The sequence below is a fragment of the Flammeovirga sp. SJP92 genome (assembly GCF_001583495.1).
Lineage (GTDB): Bacteria > Bacteroidota > Bacteroidia > Cytophagales > Flammeovirgaceae > Flammeovirga.
The window spans coordinates 603,636-622,753 of record NZ_LQAQ01000061.1; the positions used below are offsets into that span (position 1 = coordinate 603,636).

Sequence of the window (19,118 nt, forward strand, 5' to 3'; positions counted from 1 at the left end):
CCAAATTAAAATTTAATACTAAGATGATTGAAATAAAAAACTTAGTCAAAACATATAATGCAGATACAATTCCAGTACAGGCTTTGGATCATGTAGAATTAAAAATTGAAGAAGGAGAATTTACTGCTGTAGTTGGCCCCTCTGGCTGTGGGAAAACTACATTTCTGAATATCCTTGGAGGGCTAGATACTCCTTCAAGCGGCAGTATTTTGATTGATGGCACAGACTTACATAATCGATCTTCTGCAGATATGATTACTTACAGAAGAGATAATATTGGTTTTGTTTTTCAAGATTATTCATTGATGCCTGTACTGACAGCGGAAGAAAATGTGGAATTTATCATGGAACTTCAAAGCAGACCGAAGGCAGAAAGAGCAGCACGCTCAAAAGAATTGCTGGAAGCAGTAGGTATTGGCGATAAAGGAAAACAGTTTCCTACAAAACTTTCAGGAGGTCAACAACAGAGAGTAGCCGTGGCCAGAGCGTTAGCCTCTAAACCTAAACTAATTTTGGCAGACGAACCTACAGCCAACCTTGATTCAAAAGCTACATCTGATCTTTTGGATATTATGAGGCATCTCAATGAAAAGGAAAACATCACTTTTGTAATTGCCACTCACGATCAACGTGTAATGGACAGAGCCAAAAGAGTAATCAAGTTTGACGATGGTAAAATCATTGACACTCAATTGTAACTATAAATATGAAGGAAAGCGGTGACTCTTGTATAAAACTTTAGCACACCGCTCTTCCTTTTAAGACTTCAAAATTCTACTTCCTTTTTAATTGCAATGAAAAAAAGCCTATTGATCTTCTTGTTATCACTTCCCTCCTTACTGTTAGCTCAAGAAGGAGAACAAAGCAAATTCAAAGAAAATTTTGTAGCAAGTGGTTATTTAAAATTCATGCAGACCGTTAATCTCAATCAAGATGCTGATGACGAGTGGTATATTGATAATTTATTTCATAATCGACTCAATCTCAAGTATTATGCTTCTGATAAAATTACAATTGCCTTGGAAGGAAGAAATAGACTGATTTATGGAGCGAGTCCAAAGAATATCCCAGGTTATGCCAATGAGTTCGGTAACCAAAACCAATATGCTTTTAATATGTCTTATGATTGGGCAACAGGGACTTCTTATGTATTCAATTCAGAGATAGACCGTGCGTACTTTGATTATACTTCTGGAAATTGGCAAGTGAGAGTTGGTCGGCAAAGAATCAATTGGGGAGTGACAATGGTATGGAATCCCAATGACCTTTTCAATACTTATTCTTTCTTTGACTTTGATTATGAAGAGCGACCTGGTGCAGATGCCGTATTAATTAGAAATTATCTTGGACCAGTAAGCTCTATTGAAGTGGTGTTTTCTCCTTCCAATCAATTTGACTACTACAACTTTGCCGCACTTTACAAAACCAATTTATGGCAATACGACTTTCAAGTCTTAGCCGGTTATGTTAGAGAAAACTATAATGTAGGATTAGGTTGGGAAGGGCAAATTGGCGGTGCCGGCTTTAAGGTAGAAGGTACATATTTTTATCCTGATTATGCGGGTGAAGATCCTTCGTTAGTAATGGACATTTCTTTTGATTACACTTTCAAAAACTCTTTATACTTACATATAGAAAGCATTTATAACAGTGCAGGAGCAACTGGTCCAATCGGACCTATTGACCCTAGTTTTCAATTAACGCCAAAAACGTTATCTTTAGGAAGATTTGCATTTTTCAATGAATTACAATATCAACTTACACCACTCACAAGACTGGGGGTAAACAACATCATCAATACCAATGATGGTTCTTATTATATTGGTGGAAATGCAACTACATCATTGAGTGATAACTTTGAAATTTTTGTCTTTGGCCTATTTTTCTTTGGTGATGAAAACTCACAATACGGTCAAGGAGGATCACAAATAAACTGGCGTTTAAAATGGAGCTTCTAAGCAAACTATCTTACTATTCTAACAAATTTTATTCATTTTTCCCTTCTTATAAATCAAAAAGTAAAATTCTATTTGGGTCATTTTTTCTGTTACTTAATTTACTAATGATACTTGATTTTATGATTCCAAGAGAAACTGTCTCAGCCTATATTTATGACCAAGAGCCCATAGGAAGAAACCTCTTCATTAGATCTGCAAACACGGCCAATTTTATCGTTCAAATCACTGACCATAGACATAAAATTGATTTTACAGATCAAGATCTATTTGTCTTTAGAACAAGATTATTTGGACGGGTTGATCCATTGGTTATGAAAAATGAAGATGCCACTTTCAAAGTTATTTATAACAACCGCACTACCTACTTCATAGTCCCTATATTAGGAATTATACTTTCTCTTCTGATTCTCTATTTCAAACCAAGTGAAGTAGACGATGTCTTTGAAGCCGCTTTTATTTGCTTCCTAATTGTATTACAAGTGATCAATTTAATGCTCAATATTAACGCATTTGTTTTTTTTAGAGGTTAACTTTAAAAATTTCTCAAAGATTCCAAGTCGGTTGTGATGACATGATCATTGAAGTGAATTAGATCTTCGAAATCAATTCCTTTTACTGTATCTATATTGATACAAAGTTCATATAAGGTATTATAAAGGTCTTTGATTTCAATTTCTTGGTCAGTACCGAAAACAACATTAAACAATTCCCCCTTTCTTGAGACAACACCTTTAATAAAGAAGAATTTATACTTTTCCATTTTTATATGATTAGTTTAGATAGTTATGCTAATACTCTTAATTTAATCAACAATAGGGTTTACCGTTATTAGCTTAATAATATTGACGCGATGTGTGTGAGGGTAATTCTTCAAAACACAAAGGTCATTAATATGTAAACAAACATTAATGACCTTCGTTATGCGTTTTAGATGTCTCTTGTTATTCTTTAAAAATTGATAGTACTTAAATATCCTGCGGAAAATGTATCTTTTGTGGCTGAAAGTGAATATTGATAGACACCCTCATATCCTACAGCAATCAATAAGTCATTTTGAATAATTACATCAAAAGCTTCTTTATCTATGGATGTTACAAAAGTTACTTCTTCCGTTTTCGTAATATCAAATACTTTTATTTCATCATCACAAACAATCAAATAGTTATCATATAAGCCCAAGCCTTTAGGAGCCACCAAACCTCTAGTACTTAATAGTACAGGATTGTCTGCATCTTTTATATCATAAATTTCTAACTGATTGATCTCATTGCCACAAAATGAATTAGAGTGAAGCGTGATAAAAGCTAAGGAGTCATTGGCCACCACCGGATCGCAAGCCGTGAAATGTTCTACAGAAGACCTGTTTCTTGGCTCCTCTGGGTTTTCAATACTGAAGATAAACATACCGCTCCTAGAACCAATGTATAAGAAATCTTTATAACCGAATAATGTTTCGATCTCAAAACCTACCCAAACAGTATTGACTAAAACGGGCGTATTTGGATCTTTCAAGCTAAAAACGTTCAAATCTGCATGATCTACTGTGTACAAATAATCTCCTTTGATGGCAAATGTTGCTAATGAGCCACCTTGTCCCACATTACCTTCTAATGCTGCAGCGTCACTAGACCCTTCCATGTTTTCGGTACATGAAACAAAAAATAATGTACCGACCAGCAATGTTATTATAGTTATGATTCTCATTTTAGTAATCCGTTTTTTCTATCCAATCCACAATAATTTGATTTTCATCCACTCCATGTGACCACCCTTCAGGAGAGAGTTTTTGGGGAAATACATTTTTCACTCTCTTGGTTAGCACATAGGTGTTTTGGTTTTCATTAAAATAGAAAGCAATTAAATCAGTGGCCTGATTAACGTATAAATACTGCCCTTTGATGGCAATATCTGTAGCGCCTAGTGCTTTTAAGAATTTCACTTTTTGTGGAGAATTGGGGTATCGGTTGTCATAAATGTGAAAACCTTTGTTCTTTTCATTTACATAAAGGAATTTTCCATGAACATAGATTTTACCGGTAGTCTCCAAGGGTACTGCTTCTGTCACTCCGATTTCTTTTTCAAAATCTTCACGCGACATGATTACAGGCTCATAGTTATCGAGAGGCCAAGGCTCACTGATCACTTCACCTTCGCCGCTATCGACGAACCTGATACACGATTTTAGTGTGATGGCTATTAAGCCGACCAATAAGTAACGATACATAATTTTAGCTTGCTAATGCATTGATTAAAGAGAATAGTTGATTGATTTAAATTAGCAATGAATTAAATCTTGTCATTGAACAGACTGAAAAAGAATCTAATACAACTTAAAGTCTAATTCATACAATTCAATCAGTAATATGACAATTCATAAGAAGAGGTGGACAGTAGAAATGGGTATTCCCGTATATTTGTAGTGTAAAAAGTAATAATTCTATGTCAAAAACATACAACAGTTCATCCATTAAATTCAGCTTTATACTCCGATTAACGGTAGTATATCTGTTACAATTATTTATCAAAGCTTTTGATTATAGTTTTGGAGGAGTATTTCCTTTGACATTTAGAGGGATGGTCTTCACCTTTACTTTTGTGGGATACTGGTTGCTTATCTGGTATGTTTCAGAATACATCCAAAAGAAATTAAGTCATTTTTCTAATTCCTCTATCATTTTCATTAATGTCATAATTGGAATATTTACTGGTGTTTCATCAACCGTTCTTTATATGTTGGGTGATACCTATTTATTCAATAATGGTCATTTATGGGATGAGATTCCTTTTTACAATCCTGAGTTATCAGTAGCACTTTGTATTATCTACTTATTGATTTTTACAGTATACGCTTATATTCAGAAGATTTTTCAGCTAAAAGAAAAAGAATTCAATGTAGAGAAGTTGGAGAAAGAAATGTTCAAATCTCAATACATGTCTTTAAAAGCACAGATTGAACCTCATTTCTTATTCAACAGTTTGAGTGTACTTTCAAGTATCGTACATACGGATCAAAACCTAGCTTCGGAATTTATCATCAAGCTTTCTAAAACCTTGAGATATATTATCGAGCAAAATCAGAGGGCTTTAGTTTCCTTAGAAGAAGAATTAAAAGTCGTCAAAGATTATTTCTTCTTGTTGAAAACACGATTTGGAGAGGCTATTCAACTTCAAATTGATATTAATGAGAAGTATATTGATGATATTATGATTCCACCAGCAAGTATTCAAGTATTAGTTGAAAATGCTGTAAAACATAATAAACTGTCTCAGAAAAAGCCGCTTAATATTCATATCACTTTAAATGGCGACAAGATCATAGTTACTAATAATTATGATAAAAAAGAAGTGGAGGAAATATCTACTGGTATGGGACTTTCAAATATCAATAAAAGGTACCAATTGATTGCAGGAAAAAATATTATTATTGAAAAGAATCAAGACATATTCAAAGTAAGTTTACCAGCTTTATCTACAATCGATCATGAAAATTTTAATCATTGAGGACGAACTTCCTACAGCTAATTATTTAGCCAAACTGATACAACAGTATAATCCAGCTTTTGAGGTGATTGATATCTTATCTTCAGTGGAGGACAGTATTGATTGGTTTGGATCTAATGAACAGCCGGACTTGATCTTTCAAGATATTGCTTTGAGCGATGGTAATTGCTTTGATATCTATAAGAGTGTAAAAGTAAAATCTCCATTGATTTTCACTACCGCATTTAGTGAATATGCATTAGACTCTTTCAAGCTTAACAGCATTGATTATATCGTAAAACCCTATGACTTTGATGATATCAAAAGGGTATTGGATAAGTTTGCGTTGTATGGAAATCTCTTTATGACTGCTTCGACGTCTGAAATGGCAGAGCTGAAAGAGACCAGTGAAAAGAAAATCAAAAAGCGTTTTCTGATTTCAATCGGAGAGCAATTTAAAACCATCCAATCGAGTGAAATCGCATTTATCCGATTTGATGAAGGTTTGACATTCTTGCATCTCTTTGATGATAAAAAATATCCAATTGATAAAAGTATTTCTCTTTTAGAAACGCAACTGGATCCAAGTCAATTCTTCAGAGTAAATCGAAAATATATCATCAATGTGGAAGCCATTACCAAAATCAATACTTGGTTTAATTCAAGGCTCCAAGTCGATACCACCCCTGCCCCTTTGGAAGACCTCATTGTCAGCAGAGACAGAGTGAAAGACTTCAAAGATTGGTTGGATCAATAATCTCAATTTAGTAATTCATTACACCTTCAAAAAGAAGGTTATTCAATATTTTTAATCATATTAATTTATTATCATACTTTCATATAATCATGAAAAAATCTATTTTATTTATCGTTTTCAATTTATTAGTCATGACATCTGCAACAGTTTTTGCACAAGACAAAACACTCAACTTCGGTGTAAAAGGTAGTGCAGGTATGTCAGGGTTCTCACACAATCTTTCAGGTCTTTCTGATGACACAAGACAATCATGGGAAGGTGGTGTAATGCTAAGGGCAAATATCCCAGTGCTTCCAATTTATGTACAGACAGAACTTCTATATACTAATACTGGAGGAACTTTTGAATTGGGAGAGCAATCTCAAGATCTTGTATTGAATCGTGTTGAACTTCCTGTTTTGCTTGGTGGTAAACTAGGAATTGGCGGTGTGACAGCAAGAGCATTTGGAGGTGTTGTAGCTCAGCAAGTTGTCATTGATAACTTTAGTGATATCAGCCCTGAGTTAGACCCAGAAAAATTCGAATTAGGATGGCAAGTAGGTCTTGGTGTTGATATTAAGAAATTCACAATTGATGCGAAATATCAAAAAAGTGCGAATCTAGTTTCTAACTCTGATGTATCAATAAATTCTGAGCAATTTATGGTCAGCGTTGGTTACTTCATCTGGTAAGGAATCCACATATAGTCAAATATATTAGCCACACTAAGCAGTTGCTTAATGTGGCTTTTTATGTAGTAGCGTAGCCCGCTACGCTTTATTTGAAATATAGTAATTGAGACCTTTTATAATTACACGTAGCAGGCTACGTGGCTACACAAACATTCTACTAATAATACAATGTATTTATTATACTAATTCTCTCGATTTCCTTCTCTTCTTTGTTACTTTTTTCTGATTGATATACATCAAAAGTCCTAATAGGCTTACCAAGAAATTTCCTAAAGCAAATACTGACATAATTGTATCTCTAGCCTTTTTTCCTAGAAAATCAAACATGTGGTATTTATGAAAGTAAGCGAATATAAAACCTGAAAAGGCTGCTTTATCTTCGATAATTGCTCCTACAAAAGTCGTTTGAGTATCAATATACCATCTAAGGTTGCCTTCTCCTTCAAACTGTACTTTTTGAACTGGTAAAAGTTTATTGATAAAACCGTATTCGTTGGCAAATTTCTTTACTTCTGTAATGCTTTTCACGGAAGACAAACCACTGTATTGCTTTGCTAATTGAACGGCATAAATACTATCTCCTTTTATTAATTCTTCTCCTGAAACACTGTGGAAATACCTTTTAGAAATTCCTCTTCCAGCCTTAAAATGAAACTGATAATAATTAATGCCATCAATTTTTACAGGTTGGTAATTTATCCAATCGCCTTTGACAGTATCCAAATCAAAAATCATTTCTTCTTGTGAGTATTGAGCAGGTGACCCATAGCTTGTCTTATCCAATGCTGTATACTTCGGTAACATGTGCATAAAAGCACTCAAAGCAAAGAGTAATAATGTAAAAGACAGTCCGATCCCTAATGTTCTATGAAATCTTCTTTGCCAAGGAACCCTCGACTTTTGTTGACGTTGATACGTCTTTCTGTACCTTGTGTAGACTAAAATCCCCGTTACACCTGCCAAAAATGATATCGTAATGAAGAACCCAAGTATAAGTAATCTGAAGGTATTGTTGAAATCTAAAAATGTCCAACTATGCGCCCATAAAAAGACACGTTGAAAAGTACTTCTGATTGTGTTTGTAGCATAAGTCATCCTATCGGTATTGACATCGATAAATACCCATAAACCGTCCATCCTCTTGTACTGTACCTTATATACAGGAAGTATTCTAGCAATCTTTACATATTCATTAGAAAATTCCTTTTGAATATCAATAGCATCAATTTTTTGTTCTTCCTCTCCTGAGTAAAGGCCTGCCAAATAGGTAGCATAATGAATATCTCCATTCATTAGTTTCTCCCCAGACTTCGCATTGATATAGGTATTTCCTTCCGCTCTTTTGAATTGGTAAAATATTGCCGAATCTATAGTCACCAACCGGAAAGACGCAATGTCTTCCCAGTGGTTTATTTTCATAATGGAATCAACAGATAATTGAATTTGATCTGCTGACTTTACTTCTTTATTTACAGCAAGTCTTTGATTGACTCTAGGTTTAAAATTGGACATCAAAGGGTGCATTACGCCACTCAATGTCCATGCTAAAACTGGTAATAAAGCGATTAGACTAAGTTGTCTATGAATTTTATATAAGTTCATTATTTTTTGCTAATTGTATATCCGATACCTAATTGGAAAGTGCGTGGAGCACCAAGGTTATAGTTTTCTCCCCATGAAGATCTTGATACTCTAGTGGCATAAAGTTCATCAGTTAGGTTCATTACATTTAACCAAGCATCAAATCCTTTAAATTGGTAACCAAAACGAAGATTGAGTAAGTGGTAACCCTCATATTTTTTAGTGTTTTGGTTATCCATATAGTAATCGCTCACTTTTTGGAATTCTAATGACGTTCTAAAGCCTTTCAAGAATTTTGGTTTGAAAGTCAATTCCATGTTGGTAATCCAGTTTGGAGCATTTGACATGGTATTTCCTGAGAAATCCTCACTTCCAGTATTGAACAGATCAAAAGTATGGCTTGCATACGTTCCACCGACTCTTACAAACACTTGAGAAATCGGCTTGAAGTGTAATGCCATTTCTACCCCTTCGTGATTCGTTGAACCTGCATTTTCATTATTGTAAGACCCATCATCTTGTAATACCGAAACGATTTCGTTTTCACCTTTCATGTTATAATAGGCCAATTCCACATAGCCTAAACCTTTTGGTAAAGCGTACCAAGTTCCTACTTCTGCGTTATTGTAATACGATGGTTCTAATGTTGGTACTTTCACTCCTCTATACAATTCTGATACCTGAGGAGGCATAAAACCTACACTGTAATTGGCGTAGAAACCTAAACCATTTGATAGGGTATAAGTCGCTCCGACCCTTGGAGTGATTGCATTAAAATAATCTACAGAATTAGGAGCTCCTGAGAATGCCTCCTCACCCAAATTATTTTTATAATCATACTTAAAGTGATCCGAACGAACCCCTGCTGTAATGAATAATCGGTCTATGGGATTGACTTCAACTTGAGCATAAAGACCTGTATTCAATAGATTCGTTTCATAATCAGTCAATACAGAATCTGTGTTAGTGTACCCCACATATCTTCCATCTTCATCTCTATCCACATCAATATAATTGGCCCAGAAAGCAGTTGGGCTATAATCCACACTTGCTCCTACTCTGACTGTTGTTCTCAAAGAAGGAATTTTCTGATTGTGTTGAACCACCGCACCATAGCTTTGGAATGAACTCTCATTGACTTCACCTTTCGCGACACTTGGGTTAGTCCAATCGTTTCTAATTCTATAACTAGGAATCTGACCTAACGTATTGGTGCGGAAAAATGCTTTGGCTACAGTTTTACTGTTTTCGTTCCATTTCTTATCTATCGTAAAAGTTGATCTCCATAATTCGATTTCTCTCTTGGTGAAATTATGAAGGGAAGTAAAGTCACGATCATAAAAAGAAGCACTATCTAAAGAAGATCCCATATCAGATTTGTACTTCATGTAAGTGGTATTGGAAGTCAATTTTAGACTTTCATTCACTTTGTAAGTTAAAACAGCCGTAATGATTGATTTATTAAAATCACTGTGATCTAAATAACCATCTTCTCTGATAGCTGAATATCCACCAACACTTACGCCTAGCTTTCCATTGTCAGTAGTTCCTTCTACTATAGCATCAACTCTTCTATAACCATAAGAATCACCTCTCAATTGAACTTTTGCAGTAGGAACCAATGAAGGAGTTTTCGTAATCAAGTTGACTGCCCCACCAATTGCTTCAGAACCATACAATGCAGAAGCAGGCCCTCTGACTACCTCAATATTTTGAGCCATCGTCATGTTCATTTCGTTCAAAGCATTATGATTAAAAATACCCGTTGGACGAATAGGCAAACCATCTTCTAAGTATAAGAATAAACTCTTCGTTGACATTGGTTGACGGATCGCCATCATGTGTTGTTCACTTCCCAAATCTGCCATCAATACACCTGGAACCTTATTAATTACTTGTTCAAGGGATTGTTGCTTCGTTTCCTCCAACATTGTAGTTCCAATGGAAGTAATTGCCATTGGAGCCTCTTCTCTTTTCTGTGCATCTCTACTCGCCGAAACGACCACTTGGTTCAACACATAATCATCTTGTGCTAAAGTAGTTTGTGAATTTAATTCACTCGCTACGCTAGAAAAGGTAGTATACCCCAACATTCTAAACTCAATATGATCTGATGCTTCTGCCTGAAATGAATAGTTTCCACTTGCATCTGATACTGTATAAGCATTCGTATTTAAGTTGACGATGATCGCTCCTACCAATGGATCCTTTGATAATTGATCAGTAATTGTCCCTGAAATTTCTAAATTTTGAGCGTGAAGAGAAGTGATGCTCAAAATCAAAAGTAGAGCACCTAGTAATTGCTTTTTCATTGTATTTTAATTTGGACATAACGAACCACGATCACTTTTGAACGCTATTAAAAAATAACGACCAATAGCCTAGCATTAGGTTGTTATGAAATCTGTAAAAAAATGGGGTGTAACGACTTGTAGAGAGTTGATTTTAGTAAAAATTACTCTTGAGCAGTATTGAATTAAGTACTTAGACAAAAGAAATAGACCATTTTTAATAAAGAAAATGGGTCATCCTATGGACCATAAAAATCACCATTCTCTTCTTTTTTCTTTTGATTCTAAAAGTAAAGACACTACAATACAGTCATCAAAAAATTGATATATAAAAAGCCGTTAAATGAAGAGCAATTACGCAATGGGAGGATGAAATATTGAAGAAATGTAGTCTCCATCTACCTTTTCATCCACTAAATCAGGTAACTGATTAATGATTCTTTGATTACCCTTTAATGAAAACAAAAAGATAGAGAGTGAAAGTGGTTCTGCTACCACTTCTTTGAGGTTGTTTTCATTGCTACTTGACTCTGAAGTAGCTTGATTCGCTAATTTGGATTTTAGCTGACAGCGCCCCCCACAAACCTGTGGAAGGTCTGTTCGGTTTTTGTTCACGCACAAAACATTCGCATAAAAATCCTGACGAAGTTTATAGTCCATCATTACCAATGGTCCATAAATCGTCTGCATAAATACGAGTGTTGCGAGAAAAAATGTAACTGATATGTTCAGTTTGTTCATCATTAGGGTGTGCTATTTTAAAGAGCAGTGCAAATATACAAACCGAATCGAAATTCAATAATATTTACTACAAATAATTTATTGATGCATATTGTTATTCATCATTCCCAATGAGATATAAAAAAAGAGGTTCACTAGGAACCTCTTCACAACTACCTTCTTGATCTACTTGGGGAAACGGATCTTGAGGGTGAAGGTCGCGTTGATTTATTGTAATTACTCGGTGGTCGCGTTGTTGCAGGCCTTGTAGTGGCCGGCTTCGTTTGAGGTCTGTTATACGACTTATTATTACTTGGTGAAGTTGTCGTTGGTCTTGATTTATTCTGTTTTGTAGCAGAATTAGATCGATTAAAATTATTCGAATTATTTTGTTTCGTTTTATTCTTATTCAAACTCGAATTAGACTTATTGGTCGATGTATTCGGCCTTGTCGTACTCTTGTTGTTTGATCGACGTTGAGTAGGCACAGAAACCTTATTGTTCTTTACATTCGACTTATTACCTGATCGATCAGAGGCTGTTTTCCAATCTTTATTTACTTTCTGACCAGTAGAAACCTGACCTGTTTGTTTATCCTTCAAACTTGGTTGAGCTGGCTTTACTGCTTTATCATTTGTAGCAGGCTTTGAAATATTCTCCTTTGAGTTCGAAGGTCTTTTATCTTTAGAAACACCTTGCTCAGGTTTCACCGCTGGTTTTACCTGAGGATTTGATACATTTTCCTTCGAATTCGAGGGCCTTTTATCCTTAGAAACACCTTGTTCAGGTTTTACTGCTGGCTTGGTTTGAGGTTTTGTCTTTACATCTGAAGTAGCAGGTCGCTGTTTCAACTGACTTGCATTCGAAATATCTTTATGTCTTTTATCAAAAGACTTATTCGGATATTGCTTTGCATAGTCTCTTCGCCTTGCTTGTTTTTGCATTTTAACCGCATGCTTACTTCTTCTTACAGTAGTGTGACGGTACTTATGTCTATGATGAATATTGATATTCACCCTTACATTGTTCCTGTAATAAGGTACCGGGTAAGGTCTCCAAGGTCTATAAAATGGAGGATAGTAACCCCAATAATAAGGAGATCTCCATGGATGATAATATGGTCCCCAAAACCATACATAGATGGTAGGTTGGTGTACATAAACAGGCTCTACAATATAGTTTGATCCATACATATATACATCTCCGACAACTTGTACTTGAGTCTCTCCTTTTTCATCCTTTACAACATCAATCACGGCAACATCCTGATATTGGTCTTTGCCAATCACAGCTTGAATAGTGACAACGTGTGTATTTTTCTTAGAAGTATCTACTACTCTTAAGTAGTCTACTTCTCCATCTTCATTCAAATCCAAGTTGGAAATCTGTTGTTCCGGATCATTTAATTTTTTCTCAAAATCTTCTAAATCTTTGGATTCACCAAAGATGGCAGCAACCACTTCTAAATCTAAGTTTTGACTAATTTCATCATCAGTAGCAGTAACTGTAGTCACGTCCTGTGCATTGACCATAAATGGTAAATACAGGAACAGAGACAATATCAATATTTTAAAAATGTTAGTATTCATGACGCAGTAGTTTAATTAGTTGAATGATATTTCTGTTTTTAGCTATAAATGTGGCATACTTTAATTGGTCATTGGAATAGAAATATTTTGAAGATCGTGTTTACACTATGCCACATTTAATTATACGGCATCAATAATTAGTTTAGTTATTTACGTTAAGAATTAATTGGTTAAAATATAACAAAAACACTCCTATAAAATGTAAATTCAAGGAAGTAACCCTCTGATTTTTGAAATAATTTTTATAACAAACTAGAAAATCTCTGATTGATTTTCCTGCTGTCCCACTTTTTCTTCGGCCTCAGGCAAAGTTTTTCTTTTAGAATAAATAATTAAGCAAACGCCGATTAAAACATAAGGAACACTCAGCATTTGTCCCATATTCAGGGATAACCCTTCTTCAAATGATACTTGATTCTCTTTAAAAAATTCAATGAAAAATCTTGACGTAAAAATCAATATGATAACAGTTCCTGAGAAGAATCCATTTTTCAATGAAGCTCTATGTTTATGATAGAGAAACATCATAGTTCCAAAAATGATAAAATAACAAATGGCTTCATACAATTGAGCGGGATGTCTTGGTATAAAATCAACCTTTTCAAATACAAAAGCCCAAGGAAGATTAGTTGGTGTACCTATAATTTCTGAATTCATCAGATTACCTATTCGAATAAATGCACAGCCAACTCCGACAACAACAGCCAATAAATCTATTACATCAATAAAGCGGTGTTTTGTCTTTCTGGAATATAAAATCAATGCAATCGTCAACCCAATACCTCCTCCATGACTTGCAAGTCCACTATATCCAATAAATTCAATGGAGCCATCATTTAAAAAACGAATAGGGAAAATCATTTCTAATGGGTTGGAAAGAAAATAAACGGGTTCATAAAGCAAACAATGTCCTAAACGAGCACCCACAAAGATTCCTATAACGGCGTAGATCAATAATCTATCGTGATTAGCCTGTGGCAATCCCTCCTTTTCAAAAATCTTACCTAGGAAATAAGAACTCACCAATACTCCTGTAACGAACAAAAGTCCATAATACCTCAATGGAAATCCATTAATATCAATGATTTCTGGATCAGGGTTCCAGTATATATAATTTAGCATAAGTTGTTTGTAGTCTGATGATAATTGAGTTTACGTTGTTGCGAATATAAAAACTCTGCTTCTGCTTTACTACGGTAAATTCAACTTATTTGATGACTAAAAGATAAAAATTCCAATAACAGAGCATACAGCGATCAAAGCGATTGGATGCACCTTCTTTTCATAAAATTTAAGAACAATTCCTACTATCAAACAAAGGATAATACTATTCCAGTGTATCTCTGAAAAACCGTCTTCAAAGAAAGTTGTTTCTGCAATTTTCCATCCCGCAAATAAAATCAAAGCAATAGTTACTGGCTTAATACCAAAAAAGAACGCCTGCTTGAATTTATTTTTCTTTAGTTTTCTCAACAACTCAGTCAATGCCACAATACAAACCACTGAAGGAGTTGCTAACCCTGCCGTTGCAAAAACTCCACCAATGATTCCTCCTAATCTACCACCTACAGCCATTCCAGCTTCATTGCCGACAAAAGTAGCAGAGTTCACTGCGATTGCTCCAGGCGTCATTTGAGCTAATGACAACACATCAAAAAACTGGTCTGCGGTCATCCAACCTTGCTTTTGGAACTCCACGACAAAAAGTGGAACCATCGCTAATCCTCCTCCAAAACTAAAGAAACCTATTTTACAGAATACAAAATATAATTCCGCATATACTTTTAACGCTTCTAATGAAAATGCTTCCATACTATTTCAGTAAATCTTTTAATTGTTTTGGGAAAAATAAATAAAGTCCAAGGCCCATTCCTGCACCAATGACAATTAATAAAATGGGGTGAATATTAAATGCAAATAACAAAACACATGCTATTAAGAAGATACCCAAACCATATCGATCTGTAACGCTTCCTTTGAACATCTTCCAAACAGAATGACCAATCAGTGCAACAATACATGCTCTTGCTCCCATAAATGCTTTTTGAGCGATTGGGTGTTCGAAACTGTGAGAGAAAAGGTGATAGATAATTGTAATCACTAAATAAGAAGGTGCAATCACACCAGCAGTTGTAAATAGGCCACCTAGAAACCCTTTTTCTCTATACCCCACAAAAGTAGCCGCATTAATAGCAATGGTACCTGGAGTCATTTGAGCAATGGACATAATTTCCAACAATTCATCGTTGGTCAGCCATTTTTTATTTTCTATTAATTCTTTTTCCAAAAGTGGAATCATAGCATACCCTCCTCCGAAGGTAAAAAGTCCAATTTTGAAAAAGCTGTAAAATAATTCGAAGTAGATCATTTGTTTTAGAATTCAGCAGTTCGATAATGAACTGCAATTATATCATTCATACAAGCTAATAAAAATGACCGATGATACTATTAATAACTATTAGAAATTTGTTTTGTGGTTCGTGCTATAAATCCTCAAGTAATTTTTCTTGTACAAATGAAGTGTTTACTGATATTAAAATGAGAAAACTGAAAGATAACTATGAAATGAATACAGACTTTAAATAACATAGAACCCTATGACCTTTCTGGAAATAAAATTTAGGTTGAAACGTCTAAATCTTAAGGGCCCCTCGAAATCATTACTCAGCTTATACTTTGTGATGATTTTTTGTTTTCATACATTTTTAACTAAATCGTAATCACTTTTCTGAAAAAGAACATCATATATGTATTGCACATTTAGTATCTGATTATCTGTCATTTATTATAACTAAAAAATAATTGGCATCAAGCTTTTTAGAACCGGATTTTAAAGAATTAAATAAATTTCAGTAATTTAACGCTTGAAACAGTTTTACTCCTTACCAATCATATTATATAAGTGTCAAATAATAAAGCGGTAAAACAATACTTCTCAAATCAATTTATATTCATAAATTAACTAAGCATGACTTATACGAATGTCATTAAGACTGCACTCTTAGGCGGTGCATTACTATTTGGAGGTTGTAATGCCTCTGAAATGAGTACTGGAGAATCTTCGTTCCCTTACAAAACTGTTAAGAACGACCCTCTGAAAACAAGAATTTATACGTTAGACAATGGGCTAAAAGTGTATCTATCAGAATACAAAGATGCACCAAGAATCCAAACTTACATTGCCGTAAAAGCGGGCGGTAAAAATGATCCTGCCACTTCTACAGGACTTGCTCACTACCTGGAGCATATTATGTTCAAAGGTACTTCTCACTTCGGAACAAAAGACTGGGCACAGGAATCTGTGTATCTAGACAGTATCGAAAATATGTTCGAGCATTACAAAACATTAGATGATCCTGCTGAGAGAACTGCCTATTACGCCAAAATTGATCAAGTTTCTAACGATGCATCAAAATTCTCTATCGCTAACGAGTACGATCGTATGATCGGTATGATCGGAGCAAAAGGAACAAATGCATATACAACGGAAGATCGTACGGTATATGTGAATGATATCCCTGCCAATGAGTTGAACCGCTGGTTAGAAATTGAATCAGACCGTTTCAGAGAAATTGTTCCTCGTCTATTCCACACAGAGCTTGAAGCTGTATATGAAGAGAAAAACCGAGCTTTAGACAGCGATCAGCGTAAGGTATTTGAGGCAATGTTTACAGCCATGTTCCCTAATCACCCTTACGGTACACAAACTGTTATTGGTACAATTGACCACTTGAAAAATCCTTCAATCACTGAGATTAAAAAGTATTTCAATAAATATTACAGACCTAACAATGTTGCCATTTGTTTGAGTGGTGATTTAGACCCTGATAAAACAATTGAATTGATTGACAAGTACTTTGGTTCTTGGGAAGCAAATGATATTCCTGAGTTTACTTATAAAGAAGAAGCTCCTATAACATCTCCAATTAAGAAAGAAGTATTTGGTCCTCAAGCAGGGATGGTATTTATGGGTTATAGAATGCCTGGTTTGAAAACTAATTCAAGGGACCTCCTGAAAGAACAACTTTGTGATATGATCCTTGCCAACAGCAGTGCGGGTCTTATTGACTTGGATTTGAACCAACAACAAAAAGTGTCTACAGCTAGTAGCTTTGTATATCCATTCAATGACTATACTGTACACACACTTTATGCTATTCCAAGAGACGGTCAAACGTTAGAAGAAGCACAAGCTTTACTTTTGGAAGAGATTGAAAAGTTAAAAGCAGGTGACTTTGAAGATTGGTTGATTGATGCGATCGTAAACGATTTCAAGAAATCTGAGATCAAGAAACTTGAAAGTAATGGTGCTCGTGCGGATGCTTTCGTTCAAGCATTTTCAAGAAATATCCCTTGGGAAAAATATATTGATGACATAGAGGAAATGCAGACAATCACGAAAGAGGAGATTGTAGCATTTGCAAATGAGAACTATAAAGATAACTATGTTGTTGTGTACAAGCGTACAGGTGAAGATCCAAACAAACAACAAGTTGAAAAGCCTTCTATCACAAAAGTGGAATTAAACAGAGGTGATAAATCTGAATTCTTTAAGAAAATTGAGGGACAAAATGTTGAAGCATTAAATCCTTTATTCTTAGACTATTCTAAGGATATTCAAGAGGCGAAAATGAACAGTGATATCACAGTTCGTTACAAGGAAAATGTAGAAAATGATCTTTTTGAATTATACTATATCATTAACGTAGGAAAAGATACCGACCCTACTTTAAGTACTGCTATCCAATATTTAGAGTACCTTGGAACTGATAAATTAACTTCAGCTCAAATCAAACAAGAATTCTACAAGCTTGGTGCTGGATTCAGCGTTAATACTTCTTCTGATCAGGTTTATGTTTCTTTAAATGGATTGACTGAAAACATGGTACCTGCCATGAAGCTTTTTGAAGACCTTCTGAATAATGCAAAAGCAGATGAGGGTGTTTTAATGAACATGGTTGCTATTGAAAAGAAAAATAGAGAGGACACTAAGAAAAATAAAGGTGCGATCTTATTTACAGGTTTGATGAACTACGGTTTATATGGCAACAACAACCCTGTCACAAATGCTTTATCCAATAAAGAATTAGAATTGATCAAACCACAAGATTTAATTTCTAGAATTCATCAATTGACAAAAATGGAACATAGAGTATTATACTATGGACCTGAATCATTAGATAAAGTGGTTTCAACTTTAAATGCTGAACATAAAGTACCTTCAACATTACAGCCGGTTCCTACTGCAAAAGAATTCTATATCAAAGATGTCGAGCAACCAAAAGTATTCTGGTCTCACTATGATATGGTACAAGCAGAAGTTATCTTCTTAGCAAAAGGTCAAAAATATGATCCTAAAAGAATTGCTGCAGCTACTTTATTCAATGAGTACTTTGGTGGAAGTATGAATGCAATTGTATTCCAGGAAATGCGTGAAGCACAAGGTTTGGCTTACTCTGTATTCAGTAAATACGGTGTTGCGAGTGAAAAAGGAAAGAGTGATTATACATTAGCTTACATTGGCACTCAGTCAGACAAATTGACTGAAGCAATGGCTGGTATGAAAAACTTATTGGAAAACCCTCCTAAAAACGATCAATCTTTTGATGCCGCAAAAAAGGCAATATTAAGTAAATTAGAAAGTGAGCGTATTACTAAGAGTGGTGTTTTATTCAACTATGAAACAGCATTGAAAAAAGGTAATGATCATGACATCCGTAAAGATGTTTATGAAGCAATCAAAACCATGACAATTGATGATGTTATGAAATTCCACAGTGATTTTATTAAAGGAAAAGACTACAACGTGTGTGTTGTTGGTGACCGCAGTAAACTCAATATGGAAACATTGGCAAAATATGGTCAAGTACAGGAATTGTCTCTAAATGATCTTTTTGGTTTTGACAACAAACCAAGAGTGAAAAAAGAACAATAACAAAGAATATATTCTACAAAAAGGTCATTCTGATAACAGAGTGGCCTTTTTTGTGTATAAAGAGGTGATTTTTTGACAACTAACTATTATCTTAATGAACGCTGAATAAGCATTCCTTTAAACTTTGTTTGAAATT

At 34.7% G+C, this 19,118-nt stretch carries 17 protein-coding genes; 7 read left to right on the forward strand and 10 right to left on the reverse strand.

Annotation, left to right across the window (positions count from 1 at the left end; all coding sequences use genetic code 11):
* Positions 1-23 precede the first annotated feature (23 nt).
* The 3 genes from AVL50_RS15195 to AVL50_RS15205 all read left to right on the forward strand — a co-directional run bounded on the left by AVL50_RS15195 (position 24) and on the right by AVL50_RS15205 (position 2,488).
* On the forward strand, positions 24-698 hold the full coding sequence (locus tag AVL50_RS15195) for an ABC transporter ATP-binding protein (protein ID WP_062617329.1): 675 nt from the start codon (positions 24-26) through the stop codon (positions 696-698).
* Between the two features lie 96 nt (positions 699-794).
* Positions 795-1,958, forward strand: a complete 1,164-nt coding sequence (locus AVL50_RS15200) for a hypothetical protein (protein ID WP_062617330.1) — start codon at positions 795-797, stop codon at positions 1,956-1,958.
* Between the two features lie 104 nt (positions 1,959-2,062).
* Positions 2,063-2,488 carry a hypothetical protein gene (locus AVL50_RS15205; RefSeq protein ID WP_062617331.1) on the forward strand — a complete coding sequence of 142 codons (426 nt, stop codon included), beginning with the start codon at positions 2,063-2,065 and terminating at the stop codon, positions 2,486-2,488.
* A gap of 2 nt (positions 2,489-2,490) precedes the next feature.
* On the opposite strand, the gene AVL50_RS15210 is transcribed toward AVL50_RS15205, so the two are convergent.
* From AVL50_RS15210 to AVL50_RS15220, 3 genes are all read right to left on the reverse strand, one after another.
* Positions 2,491-2,718 (reverse strand): hypothetical protein, encoded by a 228-nt coding sequence (locus AVL50_RS15210; protein ID WP_062617332.1) that lies wholly within the window; start codon positions 2,716-2,718, stop codon positions 2,491-2,493.
* A gap of 188 nt (positions 2,719-2,906) precedes the next feature.
* The gene (locus AVL50_RS15215) at positions 2,907-3,662 is read right to left on the reverse strand and encodes a hypothetical protein (RefSeq protein ID WP_062617333.1); all 756 of its coding nucleotides are present in this window, start codon (positions 3,660-3,662) and stop codon (positions 2,907-2,909) included.
* 1 nt (position 3,663) lies between these two features.
* On the reverse strand, positions 3,664-4,182 hold the full coding sequence (locus AVL50_RS15220; protein WP_062617334.1) for a hypothetical protein: 519 nt from the start codon (positions 4,180-4,182) through the stop codon (positions 3,664-3,666).
* 215 nt (positions 4,183-4,397) lie between these two features.
* Between AVL50_RS15220 and AVL50_RS15225 the strand changes: the two genes are divergently transcribed.
* From AVL50_RS15225 to AVL50_RS15235, 3 genes are all read left to right on the forward strand, one after another.
* Positions 4,398-5,459 carry a sensor histidine kinase gene (locus tag AVL50_RS15225; RefSeq protein ID WP_062617335.1) on the forward strand — a complete coding sequence of 354 codons (1,062 nt, stop codon included), beginning with the start codon at positions 4,398-4,400 and terminating at the stop codon, positions 5,457-5,459.
* Entirely contained in the window at positions 5,440-6,195 is a 756-nt protein-coding gene (locus tag AVL50_RS15230; protein ID WP_062617336.1) for a LytTR family DNA-binding domain-containing protein, read from the forward strand. The genes AVL50_RS15225 and AVL50_RS15230 overlap by 20 nt, the downstream gene beginning before the upstream one ends.
* An 89-nt stretch (positions 6,196-6,284) precedes the next feature.
* Positions 6,285-6,866 (forward strand): outer membrane beta-barrel protein, encoded by a 582-nt coding sequence (locus AVL50_RS15235; protein ID WP_082795837.1) that lies wholly within the window; start codon positions 6,285-6,287, stop codon positions 6,864-6,866.
* 177 nt (positions 6,867-7,043) lie between these two features.
* Here the strand turns inward: AVL50_RS15235 and AVL50_RS15240 are convergent, their stop codons facing one another.
* The 7 genes from AVL50_RS15240 to AVL50_RS15270 all read right to left on the reverse strand — a co-directional run bounded on the left by AVL50_RS15240 (position 7,044) and on the right by AVL50_RS15270 (position 15,415).
* On the reverse strand, positions 7,044-8,468 hold the full coding sequence (locus tag AVL50_RS15240) for a PepSY domain-containing protein (protein ID WP_062617338.1): 1,425 nt from the start codon (positions 8,466-8,468) through the stop codon (positions 7,044-7,046).
* Positions 8,468-10,759, reverse strand: coding sequence for a TonB-dependent receptor (locus AVL50_RS15245; protein WP_062617339.1), 2,292 nt, complete (start codon positions 10,757-10,759; stop codon positions 8,468-8,470). Before AVL50_RS15245 ends, AVL50_RS15240 begins: the two co-directional genes overlap by 1 nt.
* Before the next feature lie 333 nt (positions 10,760-11,092).
* On the reverse strand, positions 11,093-11,428 hold the full coding sequence (locus tag AVL50_RS15250) for a hypothetical protein (protein ID WP_062617340.1): 336 nt from the start codon (positions 11,426-11,428) through the stop codon (positions 11,093-11,095).
* Between the two features lie 203 nt (positions 11,429-11,631).
* A complete protein-coding gene (locus AVL50_RS15255; RefSeq protein WP_157491344.1) occupies positions 11,632-13,047 on the reverse strand; it encodes a hypothetical protein in 1,416 nt (471 codons plus the stop codon).
* Between the two features lie 252 nt (positions 13,048-13,299).
* Positions 13,300-14,169: a prolipoprotein diacylglyceryl transferase gene (gene lgt, locus AVL50_RS15260; protein ID WP_062617342.1), complete on the reverse strand. Its 870-nt coding sequence runs from the start codon at positions 14,167-14,169 to the stop codon at positions 13,300-13,302.
* 96 nt (positions 14,170-14,265) lie between these two features.
* Positions 14,266-14,859: a chromate transporter gene (locus tag AVL50_RS15265; protein ID WP_062617343.1), complete on the reverse strand. Its 594-nt coding sequence runs from the start codon at positions 14,857-14,859 to the stop codon at positions 14,266-14,268.
* 1 nt (position 14,860) lies between these two features.
* The gene (locus AVL50_RS15270) at positions 14,861-15,415 is read right to left on the reverse strand and encodes a chromate transporter (RefSeq protein WP_062617344.1); all 555 of its coding nucleotides are present in this window, start codon (positions 15,413-15,415) and stop codon (positions 14,861-14,863) included.
* Positions 15,416-16,015: 600 nt separating this feature from the next.
* On the opposite strand from AVL50_RS15270, the gene AVL50_RS15275 reads away from it, so the two are divergent.
* On the forward strand, positions 16,016-18,982 hold the full coding sequence (locus AVL50_RS15275; protein ID WP_062617345.1) for a pitrilysin family protein: 2,967 nt from the start codon (positions 16,016-16,018) through the stop codon (positions 18,980-18,982).
* Positions 18,983-19,118 lie beyond the last annotated feature (136 nt).

Coding starts and splice junctions, on each gene's coding strand:
- AVL50_RS15195 (WP_062617329.1), top strand. CDS start 24: ATGATTGAAATAAAAAACTTAGTCAAAACATATAATGCAGATACAATT.
- AVL50_RS15200 (WP_062617330.1), top strand. CDS start 795: ATGAAAAAAAGCCTATTGATCTTCTTGTTATCACTTCCCTCCTTACTG.
- AVL50_RS15205 (WP_062617331.1), top strand. CDS start 2,063: ATGATACTTGATTTTATGATTCCAAGAGAAACTGTCTCAGCCTATATT.
- AVL50_RS15210 (WP_062617332.1), bottom strand. CDS start 2,718: ATGGAAAAGTATAAATTCTTCTTTATTAAAGGTGTTGTCTCAAGAAAG.
- AVL50_RS15215 (WP_062617333.1), bottom strand. CDS start 3,662: ATGAGAATCATAACTATAATAACATTGCTGGTCGGTACATTATTTTTT.
- AVL50_RS15220 (WP_062617334.1), bottom strand. CDS start 4,182: ATGTATCGTTACTTATTGGTCGGCTTAATAGCCATCACACTAAAATCG.
- AVL50_RS15225 (WP_062617335.1), top strand. CDS start 4,398: ATGTCAAAAACATACAACAGTTCATCCATTAAATTCAGCTTTATACTC.
- AVL50_RS15230 (WP_062617336.1), top strand. CDS start 5,440: ATGAAAATTTTAATCATTGAGGACGAACTTCCTACAGCTAATTATTTA.
- AVL50_RS15235 (WP_082795837.1), top strand. CDS start 6,285: ATGAAAAAATCTATTTTATTTATCGTTTTCAATTTATTAGTCATGACA.
- AVL50_RS15240 (WP_062617338.1), bottom strand. CDS start 8,468: ATGAACTTATATAAAATTCATAGACAACTTAGTCTAATCGCTTTATTA.
- AVL50_RS15245 (WP_062617339.1), bottom strand. CDS start 10,759: ATGAAAAAGCAATTACTAGGTGCTCTACTTTTGATTTTGAGCATCACT.
- AVL50_RS15250 (WP_062617340.1), bottom strand. CDS start 11,428: ATGCAGACGATTTATGGACCATTGGTAATGATGGACTATAAACTTCGT.
- AVL50_RS15255 (WP_157491344.1), bottom strand. CDS start 13,047: ATGAATACTAACATTTTTAAAATATTGATATTGTCTCTGTTCCTGTAT.
- lgt (WP_062617342.1), bottom strand. CDS start 14,169: ATGCTAAATTATATATACTGGAACCCTGATCCAGAAATCATTGATATT.
- AVL50_RS15265 (WP_062617343.1), bottom strand. CDS start 14,859: ATGGAAGCATTTTCATTAGAAGCGTTAAAAGTATATGCGGAATTATAT.
- AVL50_RS15270 (WP_062617344.1), bottom strand. CDS start 15,415: ATGATCTACTTCGAATTATTTTACAGCTTTTTCAAAATTGGACTTTTT.
- AVL50_RS15275 (WP_062617345.1), top strand. CDS start 16,016: ATGACTTATACGAATGTCATTAAGACTGCACTCTTAGGCGGTGCATTA.